Annotated in this window: 10 protein-coding genes and 2 pseudogenes; 6 read left to right on the top strand and 6 right to left on the bottom strand. The window is 71.4% G+C overall.

Annotated features, from left to right (window positions below):
* Positions 1–112: pseudogene (locus ACFYO2_RS48450) on the top strand (DUF1772 domain-containing protein); the annotation flags it as partial.
* Positions 113–237: 125 nt separating this feature from the next.
* Here ACFYO2_RS48450 and ACFYO2_RS48445 read toward each other — a convergent pair.
* The 6 genes and pseudogenes from ACFYO2_RS48445 to ACFYO2_RS48420 form a co-directional block, all read right to left on the bottom strand.
* Positions 238–1,268: pseudogene (locus ACFYO2_RS48445) on the bottom strand (IS5 family transposase).
* Positions 1,269–1,803: 535 nt separating this feature from the next.
* Positions 1,804–2,619 (bottom strand): BTAD domain-containing putative transcriptional regulator, encoded by an 816-nt coding sequence (locus ACFYO2_RS48440; protein ID WP_388363631.1) that lies wholly within the window; start codon positions 2,617–2,619, stop codon positions 1,804–1,806.
* A gap of 317 nt (positions 2,620–2,936) precedes the next feature.
* Positions 2,937–4,151, bottom strand: a complete 1,215-nt coding sequence (locus ACFYO2_RS48435; protein WP_388363629.1) for an alpha/beta hydrolase family protein — start codon at positions 4,149–4,151, stop codon at positions 2,937–2,939.
* Positions 4,148–4,834, bottom strand: a complete 687-nt coding sequence (locus ACFYO2_RS48430) for a TetR/AcrR family transcriptional regulator (protein ID WP_388363626.1) — start codon at positions 4,832–4,834, stop codon at positions 4,148–4,150. Before ACFYO2_RS48430 ends, ACFYO2_RS48435 begins: the two co-directional genes overlap by 4 nt.
* 6 nt (positions 4,835–4,840) lie before the next feature.
* Complete coding sequence (locus tag ACFYO2_RS48425; protein WP_388363624.1) at positions 4,841–6,448, bottom strand: DHA2 family efflux MFS transporter permease subunit; 1,608 nt, start codon at positions 6,446–6,448, stop codon at positions 4,841–4,843.
* A 358-nt stretch (positions 6,449–6,806) separates the two neighbouring features.
* Entirely contained in the window at positions 6,807–7,394 is a 588-nt protein-coding gene (locus tag ACFYO2_RS48420; protein WP_388363621.1) for a 4'-phosphopantetheinyl transferase family protein, read from the bottom strand.
* A 415-nt stretch (positions 7,395–7,809) separates the two neighbouring features.
* On the opposite strand from ACFYO2_RS48420, the gene ACFYO2_RS48415 reads away from it, so the two are divergent.
* The 5 genes from ACFYO2_RS48415 to ACFYO2_RS48395 are packed head-to-tail and all read left to right on the top strand — an operon-like array spanning position 7,810 to position 16,015.
* Complete coding sequence (locus tag ACFYO2_RS48415; protein ID WP_388363619.1) at positions 7,810–9,627, top strand: fatty acyl-AMP ligase; 1,818 nt, start codon at positions 7,810–7,812, stop codon at positions 9,625–9,627.
* A gap of 34 nt (positions 9,628–9,661) precedes the next feature.
* Entirely contained in the window at positions 9,662–9,997 is a 336-nt protein-coding gene (locus ACFYO2_RS48410) for an acyl carrier protein (protein WP_388363616.1), read from the top strand.
* Positions 9,994–13,062 carry a type I polyketide synthase gene (locus ACFYO2_RS48405; protein ID WP_388363614.1) on the top strand — a complete coding sequence of 1,023 codons (3,069 nt, stop codon included), beginning with the start codon at positions 9,994–9,996 and terminating at the stop codon, positions 13,060–13,062. Before ACFYO2_RS48410 ends, ACFYO2_RS48405 begins: the two co-directional genes overlap by 4 nt.
* Positions 13,062–14,084 carry a 3-oxoacyl-ACP synthase III family protein gene (locus ACFYO2_RS48400; protein WP_388363611.1) on the top strand — a complete coding sequence of 341 codons (1,023 nt, stop codon included), beginning with the start codon at positions 13,062–13,064 and terminating at the stop codon, positions 14,082–14,084. The genes ACFYO2_RS48405 and ACFYO2_RS48400 overlap by 1 nt, the downstream gene beginning before the upstream one ends.
* A complete protein-coding gene (locus ACFYO2_RS48395) occupies positions 14,081–16,015 on the top strand; it encodes an HAD-IIIC family phosphatase (protein WP_388363609.1) in 1,935 nt (644 codons plus the stop codon). Before ACFYO2_RS48400 ends, ACFYO2_RS48395 begins: the two co-directional genes overlap by 4 nt.
* Positions 16,016–16,152: the final 137 nt, after the last annotated feature.

Here is a 16,152-nt window from a genome sequence, read left to right as displayed (position 1 = left end):
GAACCGGCCCGAGGACTGGAAGGAGCAGATGACGCGTTGGGACCGCTGGCACTACGTCCGCGTCGCCGTCATCGTCGCCGCCTTCGCCCTGCTGGCCGCCGCCCTCGCCTGAGCCCGCGGGCCGACACCGCGCTGGTGGCGCACGATCCCCACTCCCCGGGCGGCAGCGGGCCGCCGAAATCCCGACATCCGGGAATGCAGCTGCCGCTGAGAGCCCGCAACTGCGATCCCGACAAGCTACGTCCCTCGATGACCTGCGCGGCTCTCGGCGCTGGTTCGGGTGAGGCCTTTGATCCAGATCACCGAGGCACGCAGGTGAAGCCCGGCGAGGCAGCTTTCCGGGGTCTTGTCGTAGCGGGTCGCGATGCCCCGCCACGCCTTGAGCTTGTTGATCAGGCGCTCGACGGTGTTCCTCTCCTTGTAGAGCTCGGCGTCGTGGTCGACGGGGCGTCCCCCTTTGCAGCCCTTCCCCTTCCGGTTGGCGGCCTGGTCCCGTTTCTCCGGGATGACGGCCTTGATGCCGCGCCTGCCCAGGTGGGCGCGGTTACCGCGGGACGAGTACGCCTGTCCCCGGCGACCGCGTCCGGCCTGGTGCGAGGCCGCCCCGCTGGGCCGCGAACCCGGATCTTCCCCAGCACCGGGATGAACTGTGGGCTGTCGGCCGCCTGTCCCGCGGTCAAGACGAACGCCAAGGGCCGGCACTTGCGGTCCGCGGCGAGATGGACCTTTGACGTCTGCCCGCCCCGTGAGCGCCCCAGCAGAGCGGCCTTGAGCCGGACCCTGCGCCGGCGCCGGACGTGTCGCCGCTCGTCCCGCTCGGGATCGGCACCACCGTCCTGCCCGCTTCGTCCCTCGGGACCGCCCCCCCTTGACCTGGCCTCCTCCTCTTCGGCGGCAGCCTTCTCCAAAGCGGCGAGCACGTCCTGCCTCGTGTGCATCCCGGCGGCATCGTGATGGGCCCGCACGGTGGTGGAGTCGATACTGACCAGCGACAGATCCACCTCACCCCGCTTCGCGGCCTCCGCGATCAGGCCCTCCAGCAGGGCCTCGAACACGCCGGCGTCACGCCACTGCCGGAAACGGTTGGACACCGTCGACCAGGCACCGAATTCCTGCGGCATCTCCCGCCACTGCCCGCCGGTCCTGAACCGCCAGACCACGCCCTCGAACTGCTGGCGCAACCGCTCGGGGTACGGGCCATACTCGCCGATCGGCAGGTACGGCTCGATGAACGCCCACTCCACATCGGTCAGCTGCGCACGCGTCACGCAAGACGATCTACCGGATCGAAGATCAGCACGAGGGGAGAACGCGCTCATTGATCACGACCCGATACGCGCCCTAGTTCGACCCACTGACAGCAGTACGCACCGACCGGCGCGGCATCACCCTGGCCCTGGAGATCCGGGCTCGTGAGCTGGGCCGGCGGCTGGGGCTGTCGGTCGAACCCGGGTTGACCGCGACAGTGCCAAGTACGCCACATCCTCCACACGCCCCCATCCCGGATGCCCGCTCGGTGATCGTGGCGGTGACGGCAGGTCCCGGCACCTGAGGGCTGCCCGTACGTGCCACTCAGAGCCCGCAGTGATGCAGATCACAATCCTGCTTCCAAGATTTATTCGGCTCCGTCCGAGATCCGCACCAATGGCCACGGTCACGGCACCGTGGCCGGTGCCCTCTGGTACACGGCCGCGTACGGCACCCGGCTCGCCCCGCTGGTGCGGGGTCAACTGGACTTTATGGAGAGGCGGTTAAGCGACTGCAAATGCCGGATAAAGCGTCCACGGGTGCGCGACCTCGCGGTCAGTGCATGGCGGGGATGACCCCGGCGGCCTCCAGGCGTGCCGGGTCCGCCCGGAGGATGGCCTCGTGGGCCAAGCGCAGGGTCGGCCCCGGTTCGACGCCGAGCTCCTCCTTGATCACCCGGCGGGCGTTGCGGTAGGTCCCCAGCGCGTCCCCCTGGCGGCCCGCCCGGTACAGGGCGACCATCAACTGGCGGTAGAACGGCTCCCGCAGCGGATGCTGGACGAGGAGGCCCTTCAGATCCTCGATCACTTCGTGATGGCGGCCCAGTGCCAGTGCGGAGTCGATGCTCAGCTCGGTGCAGTTCAGCCGTTTTTCCTCCTCTACAGCCACGAAAGATTCAATTTCCAACGACCCTTGAATTCCTTCCAAAACAGGTCCCCGCCACAGGGAAAGCGCCTTCCGGAGAAGTTCGGAGGCATGCAGGAAATCGGCCGCACAGTATCGTTCTCGGCCACGGGTGTAGAGCTCCTCGAAAAGGTGGAAATCTGTTGTGTCGCCGCTCACAGCGAGGATGTATCCCGGTGAGGTCGTGGCGATCGGAGACGCTCCTCGAGGATTGTTGAGGATTTTCCGCAGCTGTGAGACGTACACGCGCAGACTCGCGAAGGCGCAACGCGGCGGACCCTGCTCCCAGAGCTCCGCCACCAGTTTGTCCCCCGGCACGGTCTCGCCCGCCCTGATCAGCAGCAGGGCGAGCAGTTTGGCGAGCTTGGGCTGCTCGGGCGTCAGGTCGACGCCGTCACGGGTCACCCGCAACCGCCCCAGCAGCTCATAGCGAAGCGCTTGGTCAGCCTGTAAACAGGACAGGGACACGACAACCCCCCGAATGCGCGAAACGCATTCAACTAAATTCCGGTTCCCCCGTCCGACCCCAGGTCTGGGGCGCCATGCGGACAGCAGTTTACTGCTATGCCGTGCAGCTTATGCGAGGTCGTTGCACGATGCCAGTCCGTTCCGTTACGCCGCCATTAAGGAGAATGAAAATCCGGCGGCCCGCAACCGAGCCGCCGGAGAAAAATCTGCCGCCGTGGACCGGGCCGCCGAATGACATTCGGCCGAGAGCCCGGCCCACCGGTGAGCGGGCCGGGCTGTCCGGGCCGAGATGATGCCGCGGCCGGGCGGGCCGCCGGTCAGGCCGCCGCCGGCCGGTGCGCTCCCAGTGTCTCCAGCAGCCAGGAGAAGAGCCGGTCGTGGAACAGCCGCATCGCGCCCGAGTGGCAGTGCGCCCCACCGCCCTCGTCGGCCGTGAACACATACAGCGTCTTGGGCGAGTTGAGCCCGGTGTACACCTTCTTCGCGTGCTCCAGACCGGCGAAGAACAGGTCCTCCTCCGCATCGAGGACGAACACCGGGCAGCGCACCTTGCCGATCACCTCCGACAGGCCGAACGCGGGCAGTCGGCGCAGCAGTTGGGACGGGGTCGCGGCGCCGAAGGTCCACATGGTCTGCCGCAGCAGCCAGCGGGTGAAGGTCTGCTGGGCGGCGATCCCCCAGATGACCGGGTCGGCGAAGTCGTCGCATCCCTGCTCGACCCACTCCAGGGCGAACGGCGGCAGCCCCACGACGTCGCCCAGCTGCCAGACCGCGTCATGGGCGACGCAGCCGGCCAGACGGTGCTCGAAGGCCGCGGCCCGCACCGCGAGCAGACCCCCGAGGCTGGTGCCGACGAGTGTCAGACGGTCGGGGTCCACTCCGGGCAGGGACAGCGCGTGGTCCACGACCGGCGTGACGACCTTTTCCCAGTCGGGGCGGAAGACCAGCCCCTGCTCGCGCAGGACCGAGCCCTGTCCGGGTCCCTCGAAGCACAGACAGTTGTACCCGCGGGCGACGGCTGCCGCCGCCACGAAGAAGTAGCCCTCCTCGACGGTGGAGTCGAGGCCGCCGTGGTGGATGATGGTCGGCCTGGGTTCGTCCGAGTCGTCCGCCCGGTAGAAATAGGCGGGCAGTGAGGTGTCCTCGTAGGGGATGCGGACGAACTCGGGCGGACGGTCCAGGAGTTCGGCCGCGTCGGCGAAGGCCTCCCGGGACAGCCGCATCAGTCGCAGGGCCTCCGGGTCCGCGGGTTGTTCGCGTTGGAAGAACTCGGCGGTGCGGTAGTAATTGTGCGCCCGCAGCAGGGCGGCGCGGGCGTCGACGGTGCGGCCCTCGTCGCGGGCCGCGGTGCCCAGCCGGTGGACGCGTTCGGCGAGCGTGGCCCACGCGTGCCGCCAGGCTTCCGTGTCGCCGTCGGGGATGTGTGCGGCGACCGCGACGACCTCGCCGAGCTGCGCTCCGCCGTAATCGGCGTAACCGGCGGTGCGCAGGGCCTGGTAGTCGAAGGCGGGGTCGTCGAAGAGGAATTTCATGGCAGCGGCTCCTGTGGTGGTGGGAGGTGCTCCGGTGCCGTGCCGGAGCCTGTCCCGGCGCGGATCGTGCGGGTTCCGTTCAGGAACGTGTCGACGATCGACTCGGCGAATGCCACCGACTCGACGGGGCGTTGGCGGAGAATCAGCCGGGCCGCCATCGGTCCGGTGAGCAGTTCGACCGCGTCGTCCAGGTTCAGGTCGGCGCGCAGCTCACCGCCGGCGACGCCGTCCCGCAGCGCCTTCAGCATGGCCTCGCGCCGTGCGGCGACGACGGTGTCCTCGAACCGCTCCACCAGCTGCGGGCGGCGCACCGCCTCACCGAGCAGGGTGCCGATCAGCCGGTGCAGGTTCGTGCCCTGGCCGCGGTGGCGCAGTTGGTCCACGAGGGCCACCAGCCGGTCGCGCAGGCCGAGTCCGTCCAGCGGCGGCACGGGGAGGTCGAGGGTGCTCAGCGCGGCGAGCACCAGCTCCTCCTTGTTGCGCCAGCGGCGGTAGATGGTGGCCCGGGCGACGCCCGCGCGCTGGGCGACCAGGTCCATGGACAGGTCACCGAAACTGCATCCCTCGCCGAGCAGGCCGAGCGTGCTGTCCAGGATTGCCCGGTCGGCGACGGGGTCGCGCCGGCGGCCGCCCCGGACAGTGGGTCCCGGGGCGGTCGCCGGACGGTCGAGGTGTGGCGGCATACGAATTCAGACCTCCGTGGTGTGGACCTCTTTGTCGGCGGTCGCCTCCTCGGCGCCGAGCGTCCCGGCGGCCGTACGGGAAGGCAGGAGCAGCAGGCAGAGGAGGGCGCCGAGGAACGTGACGCCGGCCGCGACCAGGGACGTGAGGTGCATCGCCGAGACGAACGCGTCGACGGCGTGGGCCGCGAGTTCGGAGCCGGGCGCGCCCAGCTTCTCCGCGGCGGTGAGGGTCGCGGCGACGGACTCCCGCGCCGTGTCGCGGGCCGGGGCGGGCAACGGCGTCAGGTGGTCGTCGATCCGGGAGCGGTAGGCGACGGAGAGCACCGATCCGAGGACCGCGACCCCGAGGGCGCCGCCCACCTGCCGGAAGGTGGTGTTGACCGCCGCTCCGGTGCCCGCGCGGTCCCGGGCCACGGCGGACATCGCGGCGGATGTCGCGGGGGGCATCACGCAGGCGATGCCGACACCCATGACGCACAGGACGGACTCGATGACCCAGACCTCGGTGTGTTCGTCGATGGTGGCCACGGCGAGGAAGGCGAGCGAGGTGAGCAGCATGCCGGCCGCGCACACCGGCCGGAGCCCCACGCGCTTGGCGGCGAGCGTGGCCGGAGGCGAGCACACCAGTTGGGCCACGGCCAGGGGCAGCAGCAGGCAGCCGGCCTCCAGCGGTGTCCAGCCACGCACGCTCTGCAGGTAGAAGACCAGGAAGAAGGTGGCGCCGAGCAGGGCGAAGAAGACCAAGCCGATCACGGTCACGGCGGCGGAGAAGCGACGGTTGCGGAAGAGGGCGAGGTCCAGCGCGGGGCGCGCGCTGCGGCGCTCCCAGAACGCGAACAGAGCCAGGACCGCGAGGCCGCCGAGCACTGGTCCCCAGACGGTGGCGTCCGCCCAGTCGTCCGACTCGCCGCCCCGGATCACGCCGTACACCAGGGCGGTCAGACCGGCGACGGACAGGGTGACGCCGAGCGGATCGAAGCCGGTGCGCTCGGGATCGCGGGACTCGGGTACGACGAACAGAGCGGCGACGGCGCCGATGACCACGATGGGCAGGTTGATCAGGAACACGGAGCCCCACCAGAACCGCTCGAGCAGCGCGCCGCCGGCGATGGGCCCCAGTGCGACGGCGAGTCCGGCGGCGCCCGCCCAGACACCGATGGCCTTGGCGCGCTCGGCGGGCGGGAAGACGGCCATGATGATCGCGAGGGTGGCGGGCAGCACCAGGGCACCCCCGACGCCCAACCCCGCCCGGGCGATGACGAGTTCGTCGGCGCTGTGGGCGTAGGCGGACCACAGGGAACAGCCGCCGAAGACGACGAGCCCGGCCAGCAGCGTGCGTTTGCGCCCGCAGCGGTCGGCGAGCACGCCGGTGGTGAAGAGCAGGGCGGCGAAGACGAGGGTGTAGGAGTCGATCGACCACTGCAGCTGGCTCTGCGTGGCTCCGAGGCCGGCGGGTGACGGCTCGGCGAGCGTCTTCAGGGCCACGTTCAGGATCGACGTGTCCAGGACGACGAGGAGGAGGCTCACCAGCAGGACCGCGAGGACGCGCCACCGGTGCGGGTGGGCGGACTGCGGAGTCTGCTCGGCGGCCTTGAAACGGGGCTGAGTTGTCACGGGTTCCGCTCCTCGGAAGGAAGAGGGGGTGCGTGAGCCGAGTGCCGTTCGCGTGCCGTGTCCTGCCGACGCTAGACCCGGCGAGCAATCGAGTCAACGGTGTATCGAAACATCGTTGACTCGATTGCTCGTTCCCTGCCGGGGACGCTTGTCACACGTCACCACGGACCCTGCGGTCCACGACGCTCAGCCGAGCAACAGCCGTTGACGCCCGGCGCATTGGGGAACTGTCTTGCCTTCTGTTCCGGCGCGTCGGCGCACAACAGATCTGACAGCCAGGCCCCCTGACGCCCGGTCACCGCCTTCGTCGCGCCGCGAGTGCCGGAGGGCCGTCCTGCGGGTACGGCGCACCGTCGCCCTACCCGCCCTCCGGTCCCAGCGCGCCGGCGACGAGAAAGCGGCCGACCTGTTCACAGCGCAGGTACCAGCCGCCTGCTGTCGGGTCCAACTGCCAGCCGCCGCCTCCCTGCTCGAACCGGGGGCGCAGGTGGGTGAAGTCGTGCGCCAGGCCGACGCCGAGCGCCTTCGTGTACGCCTCCTTGAGCGTCCACAGGCGCACCAGCCTCAGATTCCGCTCGGCCGGCCGCAGCCCGCTCAGCTCCGCCAGTTCCTGCGGGTGACAGAACTTCTCGGCGAATCCGGGTGCCAGCAAGGAGCGGTCCGACGCCTCCACGTCCACGCCGATCCGGCGGCCGCGGGCCACCCCGACCACCAGCATCCCGGCCGTGTGACTGATGCCCACGTCCAGTCCGGCGGGCCGGTGCAGAAACGGCCGCCCGTCGCCGTCGCGGCCCACCACCACCCGGCCCGGTTCGGTGCCGGCCACGACGGCCACCACGTGCCGCAGCAGCAGCCGGGAGCCCAACAGCCTCGACCGTACGAGGGGTTCGCGTGCGGTGCGGTAGCGCGACCAGTCCGGGCCGAGCACCTCACGCGCCGCCGACACCGTTTCCCCTCCCCCGCCTCCCCACTCGTCGAGCCGGCCGTGGCACACCGCGTATCCATGCCGCAACACGGCCTCACGGACCGCACGCCGGCCCACCGCGCACCTGGGCCCGACAGGTATGGAGCCCCCAGGGACCGGCTCCCCCTCGGCTCGGGCGTCCGAATCCATCCTCGGCCTCCTTCGCGTCGTCGACAGGCACTGGGTGCCAACACCCACTGTGCCAATCCGTGCACCCACCGTTGTATCCGCTCGGGCGACGCCCGTCCCGAGAACCCGAACCCGTGACGTGCGCACCAATTTTCGCTTTACGTCTCCTTTTCACGGCACCTCAAGGCTGAGGTCACCGGGTGGCACTCGGTGCCCCCCGAAAAGGTTTCCTGCCACACCGGTCAACCGACCGCGGAAAGGACAGCCCGTGCCGCACCAGCCTGACCCCCGAACGTTGACGGACGCCGTACGAGCCGGCGTGGACCGCCATCCCGACCGTGCCGCCTTCGTGTACCTGCACGAGGACGGCCTGGGGATGCGGCCCGAGGAGCTCAGCTACGCCGAACTGGACCGGCGGGCCCGCGTCGTGGCCGCCCGGCTGCGCCACGCGACCAAGGGCGCCCCTTCTCGCCCGGTCCTGCTGCTCTACCCCCCGACGCTGGACTTCGTCACGGCCTTCCTGGGCTGCTTCTACGCCGGCCGTACGGCCATTCCGGCCCCGCTGCCCGACGAGCCCGGCGAACGGCTGGCCCGGGTCAGCGGCATCCTGCAGGACGCCGACGTAGGCGCCGTACTGACTCTCCCGCAATACCGGCAGGCGATCGGCGCCTGGCTGGCCGCCTCGGCGGAGCAGGACGTGGTTTGCCTGTCGACCGGCGGTGACGACGACGGGGCCGACGCCGACCTGTGGACCCCGCCCCGGGTGCGCGGCTCCGACGTGGCCTTCCTCCAGTACAGCTCGGGCTCCACCAGCGAGCCCAAGGGCGTGATGATCACGCACGCCAACCTCGCCGCCAACCAGGAAGCCATCCGCTCCGCCATGAAGACGCCCCAGGGTGTCGTGGCGGGCAGCTGGCTGCCGCTCTACCACGACATGGGGCTCATCGGCATGACGCTGCACCCGCTGTGGGTGGGCGGCACCAGTGTGCAGATGTCACCGATCGCGTTCATCAAACAGCCGGTCCGCTGGCTGCGCATGATCCACGACTACCGGGTGGAGGGCACCGCCTCCCCCAACTTCGGCTACGAACTGTGCGTCCGGCGCGTCCCCGAGGAGCAGTCGGCCGGCCTCGACCTGTCCAGCCTGCGGGTGGCACTCAACGGGGCCGAGCCGGTGCGCGCCGACACCCTGCACGCCTTCGCCGGGCGCTTCGCCGGCAACGGACTGCGCCCCGAGGCCGTACTGCCCTGCTACGGCCTCGCCGAGAACACGCTGCTGGTCTCCGGCAACGACCCCGACGCGCCGCACCTGGAACTCACCGTCGACGCCAAGGCCCTGGAACAGGACGAGCTGCGGCCCGCCCGCACCGACCATCCGAGCCGCACCCTGGTCGGCTGCGGCCGCCCGCAGGACACCGAAGTCGTGATCGTGGACCCGATGACCCTACGGGTGCTGCCCGCCGGACAGGTCGGCGAGATCTGGCTGCGCGGACCGTCGGTGGCCGTCGGCTACTGGAACCGGCGCGAGCTCACCGCCCAGACCTTCCAGGCGGCCACGGCTGACGGCCGGGCCGGCTACTTCCGCACCGGGGATCTCGGAGCCCTGCTCGACGAGGAGCTGTACGTCACCGGACGGATCAAGGAGATGCTCATCCAGCACGGCCGCAACCTCTACCCGCAGGACATCGAGCAGGCCGTCCAGGAGTTGGGGGACGCGTTCCGGCGCGGCGGCGGCGCGGTGTTCAGCGTCACCGACGAGACGTCCGACCGCACCCACGTCGTCGTGGTGCAGGAGCTCAGGCCCCAGGCCACCGGCGAGGGGGAGGCCCTGGCCCGCCTCGCCGCCTCCGTGCAGGCGCTGCTCAGCCGCCGGTTCCAGCTGCCCGCGGTGAGCGTGGTGCTCGTACAGCCAGGGGTGATCCGCAAGACCACCAGCGGCAAGACGCAGCGCACCCTCATGCGGCGGCTCTTCCTCGACGGCGGCCTGCCCGTGCTGCACCAGCGCCTGGAACCCGCCGTCGCCGCCGTGCTGCCCTCCCCCGACGCGGCACCCCGGCCCACCGCCGCGGTGTCGCCCCGCCCCTGACATCCGAGTCCGAGTCCCGAGAGAGAAGTAGGCCATGAGCATCGCTCCCACCACACGCACCTCCCCGGCCCGCCGACCCGTGCACCGTCCCGTGCCGCACGGGAACGCTCCCGACCTCGAACTGTGGCTGACCGAACGGGTGGCCTTCCACCTGCACCGGTCCCCCCACGAGATCGACACCGACACACCGCTCGCCGACTACGGCATCGACTCGGTCGCGGCGATCAGCATCTGCGGCGAGATCGAGGAGCACTACCGGCTCGCGGTCGCCCCCACCCTCGCCTACGACTTCCCGACCGTCCACGCGCTCACCGGTCACCTCGCCGAACGCCTGGCCGACAAGGCGAAGCACGACGAGGCCCCCTCATGACCGAGCGCGAACCCATCGCGGTCGTCGGCCTCGACTGCCGCTTCCCCGGCGCCCGCGACGCGCAGGAGTACTGGTCGCTCCTGATGGACGGACGCGACGGCACGGATCGCGTACCCGAACAGCGCTGGGACGCCGACCGCTACCACGCCACGTCACCGGCCACCCCGCACAGCGCCCACGATGCCCGGCCGCCGGGCCGCAGCAACACGTTGCGCGGCGGCTTCATCGCCGACCCCGACGCCTTCGACCCCGGCTTCTTCGGCATCGCACCGCGCGAGGCCGCCGCCATGGACCCGCAGCAACGGCTGCTGCTGCAGTGCGCGTGGCGGGCCGTCGAGGACGCAGCGCTCGCCCCGCAGGACCTGGCCGGCACCGAGACCGGCGTGTTCGTCGGCGTGATGGCCAACGAGTGGGCGTTCCTGCAACTCGCCGACTACGACCGGATCACCGCCCGCCACGGCTTGGGCAACGGCTACTTCATGGGCGCCAACCGTCTCTCGTACCACCTCGACCTCAAGGGCCCCAGCCTGGCGGTGGACACGGCCTGCTCCTCCTCGCTCGTCGCCGTCCATCTCGCGGTGAACGCGCTGCGCGCCGGAGAGTGCGACCACGCCCTCGCGGCCGGCACCAACCTGATCATGACCCCGGTCATCAACATCTTTTACACCCAGGCCGGCCTGTCGGCGCCGGACGGCCGCTGCAAACCGTTCAGCGCCTCGGCCGACGGGATCGGACGCGCCGAGGGCGTGGCGGTGCTGGTGCTGCGCAGACTGAGCGACGCCCTGGCGGACCGTCAGCCGGTGTACGCCGTGCTGAAGGAGACCGGGGTCAACCAGGACGGGCGCAGCAACGGCATCACGGCGCCCAACCGTTGGGCGCAGCAGCAGCTGATCGAGTCGGTGTGGCGGCGGGCCGGCGTCACCGCCGACGACATCCGCTTCGTGGAGGCGCACGGCACCGGGACCCTGCTCGGCGACTTCATCGAGGCTCAGGCGCTCGGCGAGCTGACCTGCGGCCGCAGCGGCGGCAGCGTCGCGCTGGGCTCGGTCAAGAGCAACTTCGGGCACGCGGAGGGCGCGGCCGGGATCGCCGGGCTCATCAAGGCCGTCCTCGCACTGCACCACCGCACGGTGCCGCCGAGCCGGTTCGCCGATGACGAGAACCCGGACCTGGACCTGCCCGGACGCCGGCTGTCCCTGCTGAGGTCGCCGCTCAAACTGCCCTCCGGCACCGTGCACGCCGCGGTGAGCAGCTTCGGCATGGGCGGCAGCAACGCGCACGCCGTGCTGGCCTCGGCGCCTCGCACCGTCCGCCGCGGCCGGTCCACAGCACCGGGCGTGTTAACCGTCTCCGCCAGCACCCCGGAGCGGCTGCGTGCGAATCTGCTGGCGCAGGCCGACGCCCTGTCCCGCCGTCCCGGCAACCAGCTGGCGCAGCTGTGCTGGACCAGCAACCGCGTCAAGTCCCGGCTGCCGCACCGCGCGGCCGTGGCCGCAGGCGATCTGCCCGCGCTGGCCGCCGAGTTGCGCCGGGCCGCCGAGCGCGCCGAGGAGACCGCGCGGGCGGACGGCGGGCGGCGCGGGGAGCCGTCGGTGGCGTTCGCCTTCACGGGGCAGGGCGCCCAGCACCCTCGTATGACCGCGTCCTGGTACCGGTCGTGCCCCGCCTACGCACGCCACTTCGACGAGATCGACCAGCTGATCGCCCCGCATACCGGAGTGTCCGTGCGCGACCTGGTGCTCGACGGCGACCCGGAGGTGCAGCGCGCGCGGCTCGCCCAGCCCGCGCTGTTCGCCGTCGGATACGCGCTGGCCGCCACCCTGGCCGAGGCCGGGATCAGGCCGTCGTACGTGATCGGGCACAGCATCGGCGAGTTCGCCGCCGCGTGCGCGGCCGGGGCGCTGGACGCGGCGGACGCGGCGCGGCTGGTCGCCCGGCGCGGGGCGCTGATGGACAAACTCCCCGAGGACGGCGGGATGCTCGCGGTGGGCCTGGCCGCGGCGGAGGTGGAGCCGCTGCTGGTGCGGCGGGCACGCCTCGGCGTGGCCGCAGTCAACGGCCCGCGCAGCACGGTGATTTCCGGAGAATCGCGCGAACTGGCGGCACTCGAGGCGGAGTTGACCGGACGTAAGGTGGCCGTGCGGCGGCTCACCGTCTCGCACGCCTTCCACTCGCCGCTGATGCGGCCCGTGGTCGAGGAGTTCCGCCGCGAGTGCGCGGACGTGTCCGACCGGCGCCCGGCCCTCCCCGTCTTCTCGACGGTCTACGGCCGTGAGCTGAGCGGCGAGGAGACCATGGACACCCGCTACTGGGCGCGGCAGATCACCGAGCCGGTCCGGTTCGCCGAGGCCGCGGGCGCGCTCCTCGCCACCGGCGTCACCCATGTGGTGGAGATCGGTCCGCGCGCCGTGCTCACCCCGCTGCTGTCGCGGCTGCGTGCGGACTCCGGCCATGCCGTGAGCCTGCACAGCGCGCACCCGGGCGAGCACGCCCCCGCCCACCGCCCCCAGCAGTTGTTCGGGGAGCTGTGGTGCGCCGGTCTCACACCGGACTGGGACCTGCTGTACGACGAGGCGGACCGGGTGCCCCGCCGGCTGCCGCCGTACCTGTTCGACCAGTCGTTCCGGTCCTGGCGCTCGGGCACCGCCGCGAGGCTTGTGGAACACTCCGCACCGCCCGTCCCCCCTGGCACGGACACCACTTCGGCCGCCCCGCGACTACCGAGTGGCGACGACCGCGGGGAATCGTGCCCGCCGGCCCCGGACGGGGACCTGCCCGACTCCCTCACCGCCCTGACACGCCGTCTGGTGTGCCGGGTCGGCGGGCACGACCCGGCACACGTGCACGACCACGACCGCCTCCACGAGGACCTGGGCTTCGACTCGATCCGGGTGATGGAACTCAAGACCCGGATCGAGGACGCGCTGCCACAGCTCGGGTCGCTCCCGATCGAGGAGTTGCTCGCCGGCCTGCGCTCCGTGGCCGACCTCGTCGGATACCTGCGCGGCCAACTCGCCGACGGCTCCCCCGCTCCCCAACCCGCCGCTTCGGAAGGAACACGCTGATGGCGCCTCCCACCGCGTACCTGGCCTCGGTCGGCACCTGCCTGCCCGGCGACCCGGTGGACAACGCGACCCTGGCCAAGCTCGTCGGTGTCGACGAGACCTGGGCCGAGATGTTCATCGGCAACACCAGCCGGTACTTCGCCGTCGACCTTGCCACCGGCCAGGTACGGCACAGCCTCGCCGACATCGCGACGACCGCCGCCGACCGGGCGCTCGCCGAGGCCGGCCTCGAGCCGGGGGACATCGACTGCGTCGTCATGGGCACCGCCACCCCGGACCATCTGATGCCCGCCACGGTGAACCTGGTCGCGGACCGGCTCGGCATCGACAACGTCCCCACCTACCAGCTGCAGTCCGGCTGCGCTGGTGCCGTACAGGCCTTGGACGTGGCCCGCACCCTGCTGCTGGCCGGACGCTGCACCACCGTGCTGGTGATCGGCGGCGACGTGTGCGCCAAGCATCTGGAGACGGACTTCGACCCGGGCAGCCGTACCTCCGCCGAACTCGTCAACTACGTGCTCTTCGGCGACGGGGCCGGCGCGGCCGTGCTCAGCACCGAACCGCTGGGCGAGGGCATCGAGATCCGGCAGGTCCTCAACCGGCTGGTGGGCCTGGGCCGGGAGCCCGGCCAGGTCATCGACTGGTTCGGGCTCGGCGACCGGCACAGCGACCGCACGGCGGTCTTCGAGGACTACAAGGCGATCGAGGAGGCGGTGCCGGTCATGGCCGGGCAGATGTTCTGGGAGCTGCTGGACGACCTCGGCTGGGGCGCCGACACCGTGGACTTCCTGCTGCCCCCGCAGCTGTCCGGGCGGATGAGCGACCGCATCTCCGCGGGCATGCCCGCCCCGGACGCCCGCCGCATCAACGTGGTGCGCACCGTCGGCAACAACGGCAACGCCCTGCCGTTCCTCCAGCTCGCCGAGCTGCTGCGGCAGTGGGACCGTCCCGGGCGCGCGATCACGGTCGCCATCGAGTCCAGCAAGTGGATCAAGTCCGGTATCGCCCTGGAGCGCTCATGACCGACACCGACAACCGCGCCCTCGGCGCGCCCGGCACCTGGCACGACCCGCAGGCTCTCGGCACGCTGCGCGCCCTGCACCGGGCGGGCACGCTCGCCGCGGAGTACGCACGGGTGCCGGCCCTGCTGGCCCGCATGCCCGCGACCGACCTGCCGGCCGCCGGCCAGCTGCTGGCCCGGCTCGACCCGAAGGAGGTGTGCCGCCACGCCGACGTACCGGTGGTCACCGTCGCCGTCACGGGCCACTCCACGGTGTCCCCGGTCGTGGCCCCCCTCACCGCAGAACTGGCCCGCCACGGGCTGCTGTTGGAGGCGAAGGTCGCACCCTACGGCTCGTATCTGCAGGATCTGATGCGGCCCGCGTCGGCCGGCGACGACCAGCCCCCGCTCACGCTCTGCCTGCTCGACGCGCACACGGTCTTCGACGAGGTCACCGTGCCCTGGCGGGTGGAGGACGTCGAGGCCGCGGCACGGGCGCGGCTCTCGCTCGTCGCCGGTGCCGTGCGCGCCCACCAGGAGGCGGGGCGTGGCCTGCTCGTCCTCAACACCGTCCCGCTGCACCGCCGTCACACCCACCAGCTGGTCGACCTGCGCTCCCGCGCCCGGCTCGGGGCGGTGTGGCGGGACTTCAACCGCGGACTGCTGTCCCTCGCCGACCAGCACCCCGGGCTGGTCACCGTGGACCTCGATCCGCTGCTGGCCGAGGGGGCTCCCGCGTGGGATCCACGCACTTCGCAGTACGCCCGCGCCCGGCTGTCCGACGCGCTGCTGGCCGCCTACGCCCGGGAGGCCGCCCATGTCGTCCGCGCCCGCCTGGGCCGCACCCGCAAGTGCCTGGTGCTGGACCTGGACGGGACCCTGTGGGGCGGGGTCCTCGGCGAGGAGGGGCCCGGCGGCGTGGAACTCGGCGCCGGCCTGCGCGGGGAGGCCTTCCAGGAGTTCCAGCGGGTGCTCCGGCAACTCGGCGCGCAGGGCGTGCTGCTGGCGGTCAGCAGCAAGAACGACACGGACACGGTGCGCGAGACGCTGCGCACCCATCCGGCCATGGTGCTGCGCGAGGACGCCTTCGTCCGCGTCAACGCCAACTGGAAGGCCAAACACGACAATCTCCGCGACATCGCCGACCGGCTCGGGCTCGGCCTGGACAGCTTCGTCTTCGTCGACGACAGCCCCTTCGAATGCGGGCTGGTCGCCGAGCAACTGCCCGAAGTCGCCGTCGTCCGGGTCGACGAGGAGCCCGCCCTGCACCCCTCGGCGCTGCTGGCCGACGGCTGGTTCGACCTGTTCGAGCTCACCGAGGCCGACCTGGAACGGGCCGGCCGCTACCGCACCGAGGTCCTGCGCCACGAGTTCCGCGAGGACTTCGGCTCCTACCAGGACTATCTCGAAGGACTCGGACTGGAAGTCGTCCTGCGGCCACCCGAGGAAGCGGAGATCGCCCGGGTCTCCCAGCTCACGCTGCGCACCAACCAGTTCCACCTGGCCACCGAACGCCTGCAGGTCCCACAGGTGTCGGAGCGGATGGAGCATCCCGGACAGCACGTCATCGCGGTGCGTGCGCGCGACCGGTTCGGCGACCACGGCCTGGTCGGCGCCCTGTTCCTGCGGCGCGACAGGGAGGTGCTGCACATCGACAACTTCGTCCTCAGCTGCCGGGTGTTCTCCCGGGGCATCGAGAGCGCCTGCCTGGCCGCTGTACTGGAGTTCGCCCGCGACACCGGCGCGAGCGCGGTGACGGGCCGCTATCTGCCCTCCCCCCGCAACTCGGCCTTCGCCTCCTTCTATGCCGAGCACGGCTTCGCCGCCTCCGGCACCGACCCGGGCCGTCCCGACGCCGTCGCCTTCCGGCACGAGCTCGGCGACATCGCCACCGCCCCCGCCCATCTGCGGCTGCAGGCCGCGTTCGGGCCGTTCGACGGAGACCCCACTTGACATCTCCCTCCCTAAAGGGAGGGGATCCCTACGGCTCGCGCCGTGGGTGTTTCTGCTTCGTCGCCGACTGCCCGCCCGGAGAACTCCGTTGAGGTCTTACACCAGCTCCACAGACAGATGCGGTCAGCCCGACCGCC

It is taken from the genome of Streptomyces sp. NPDC006602 (assembly GCF_042870385.1).
Classification (GTDB): Bacteria; Actinomycetota; Actinomycetes; order Streptomycetales; family Streptomycetaceae; genus Streptomyces.
Note: the sequence above shows the minus strand (reverse complement) of the source record. Positions and strands in the feature narration are given on the sequence as shown.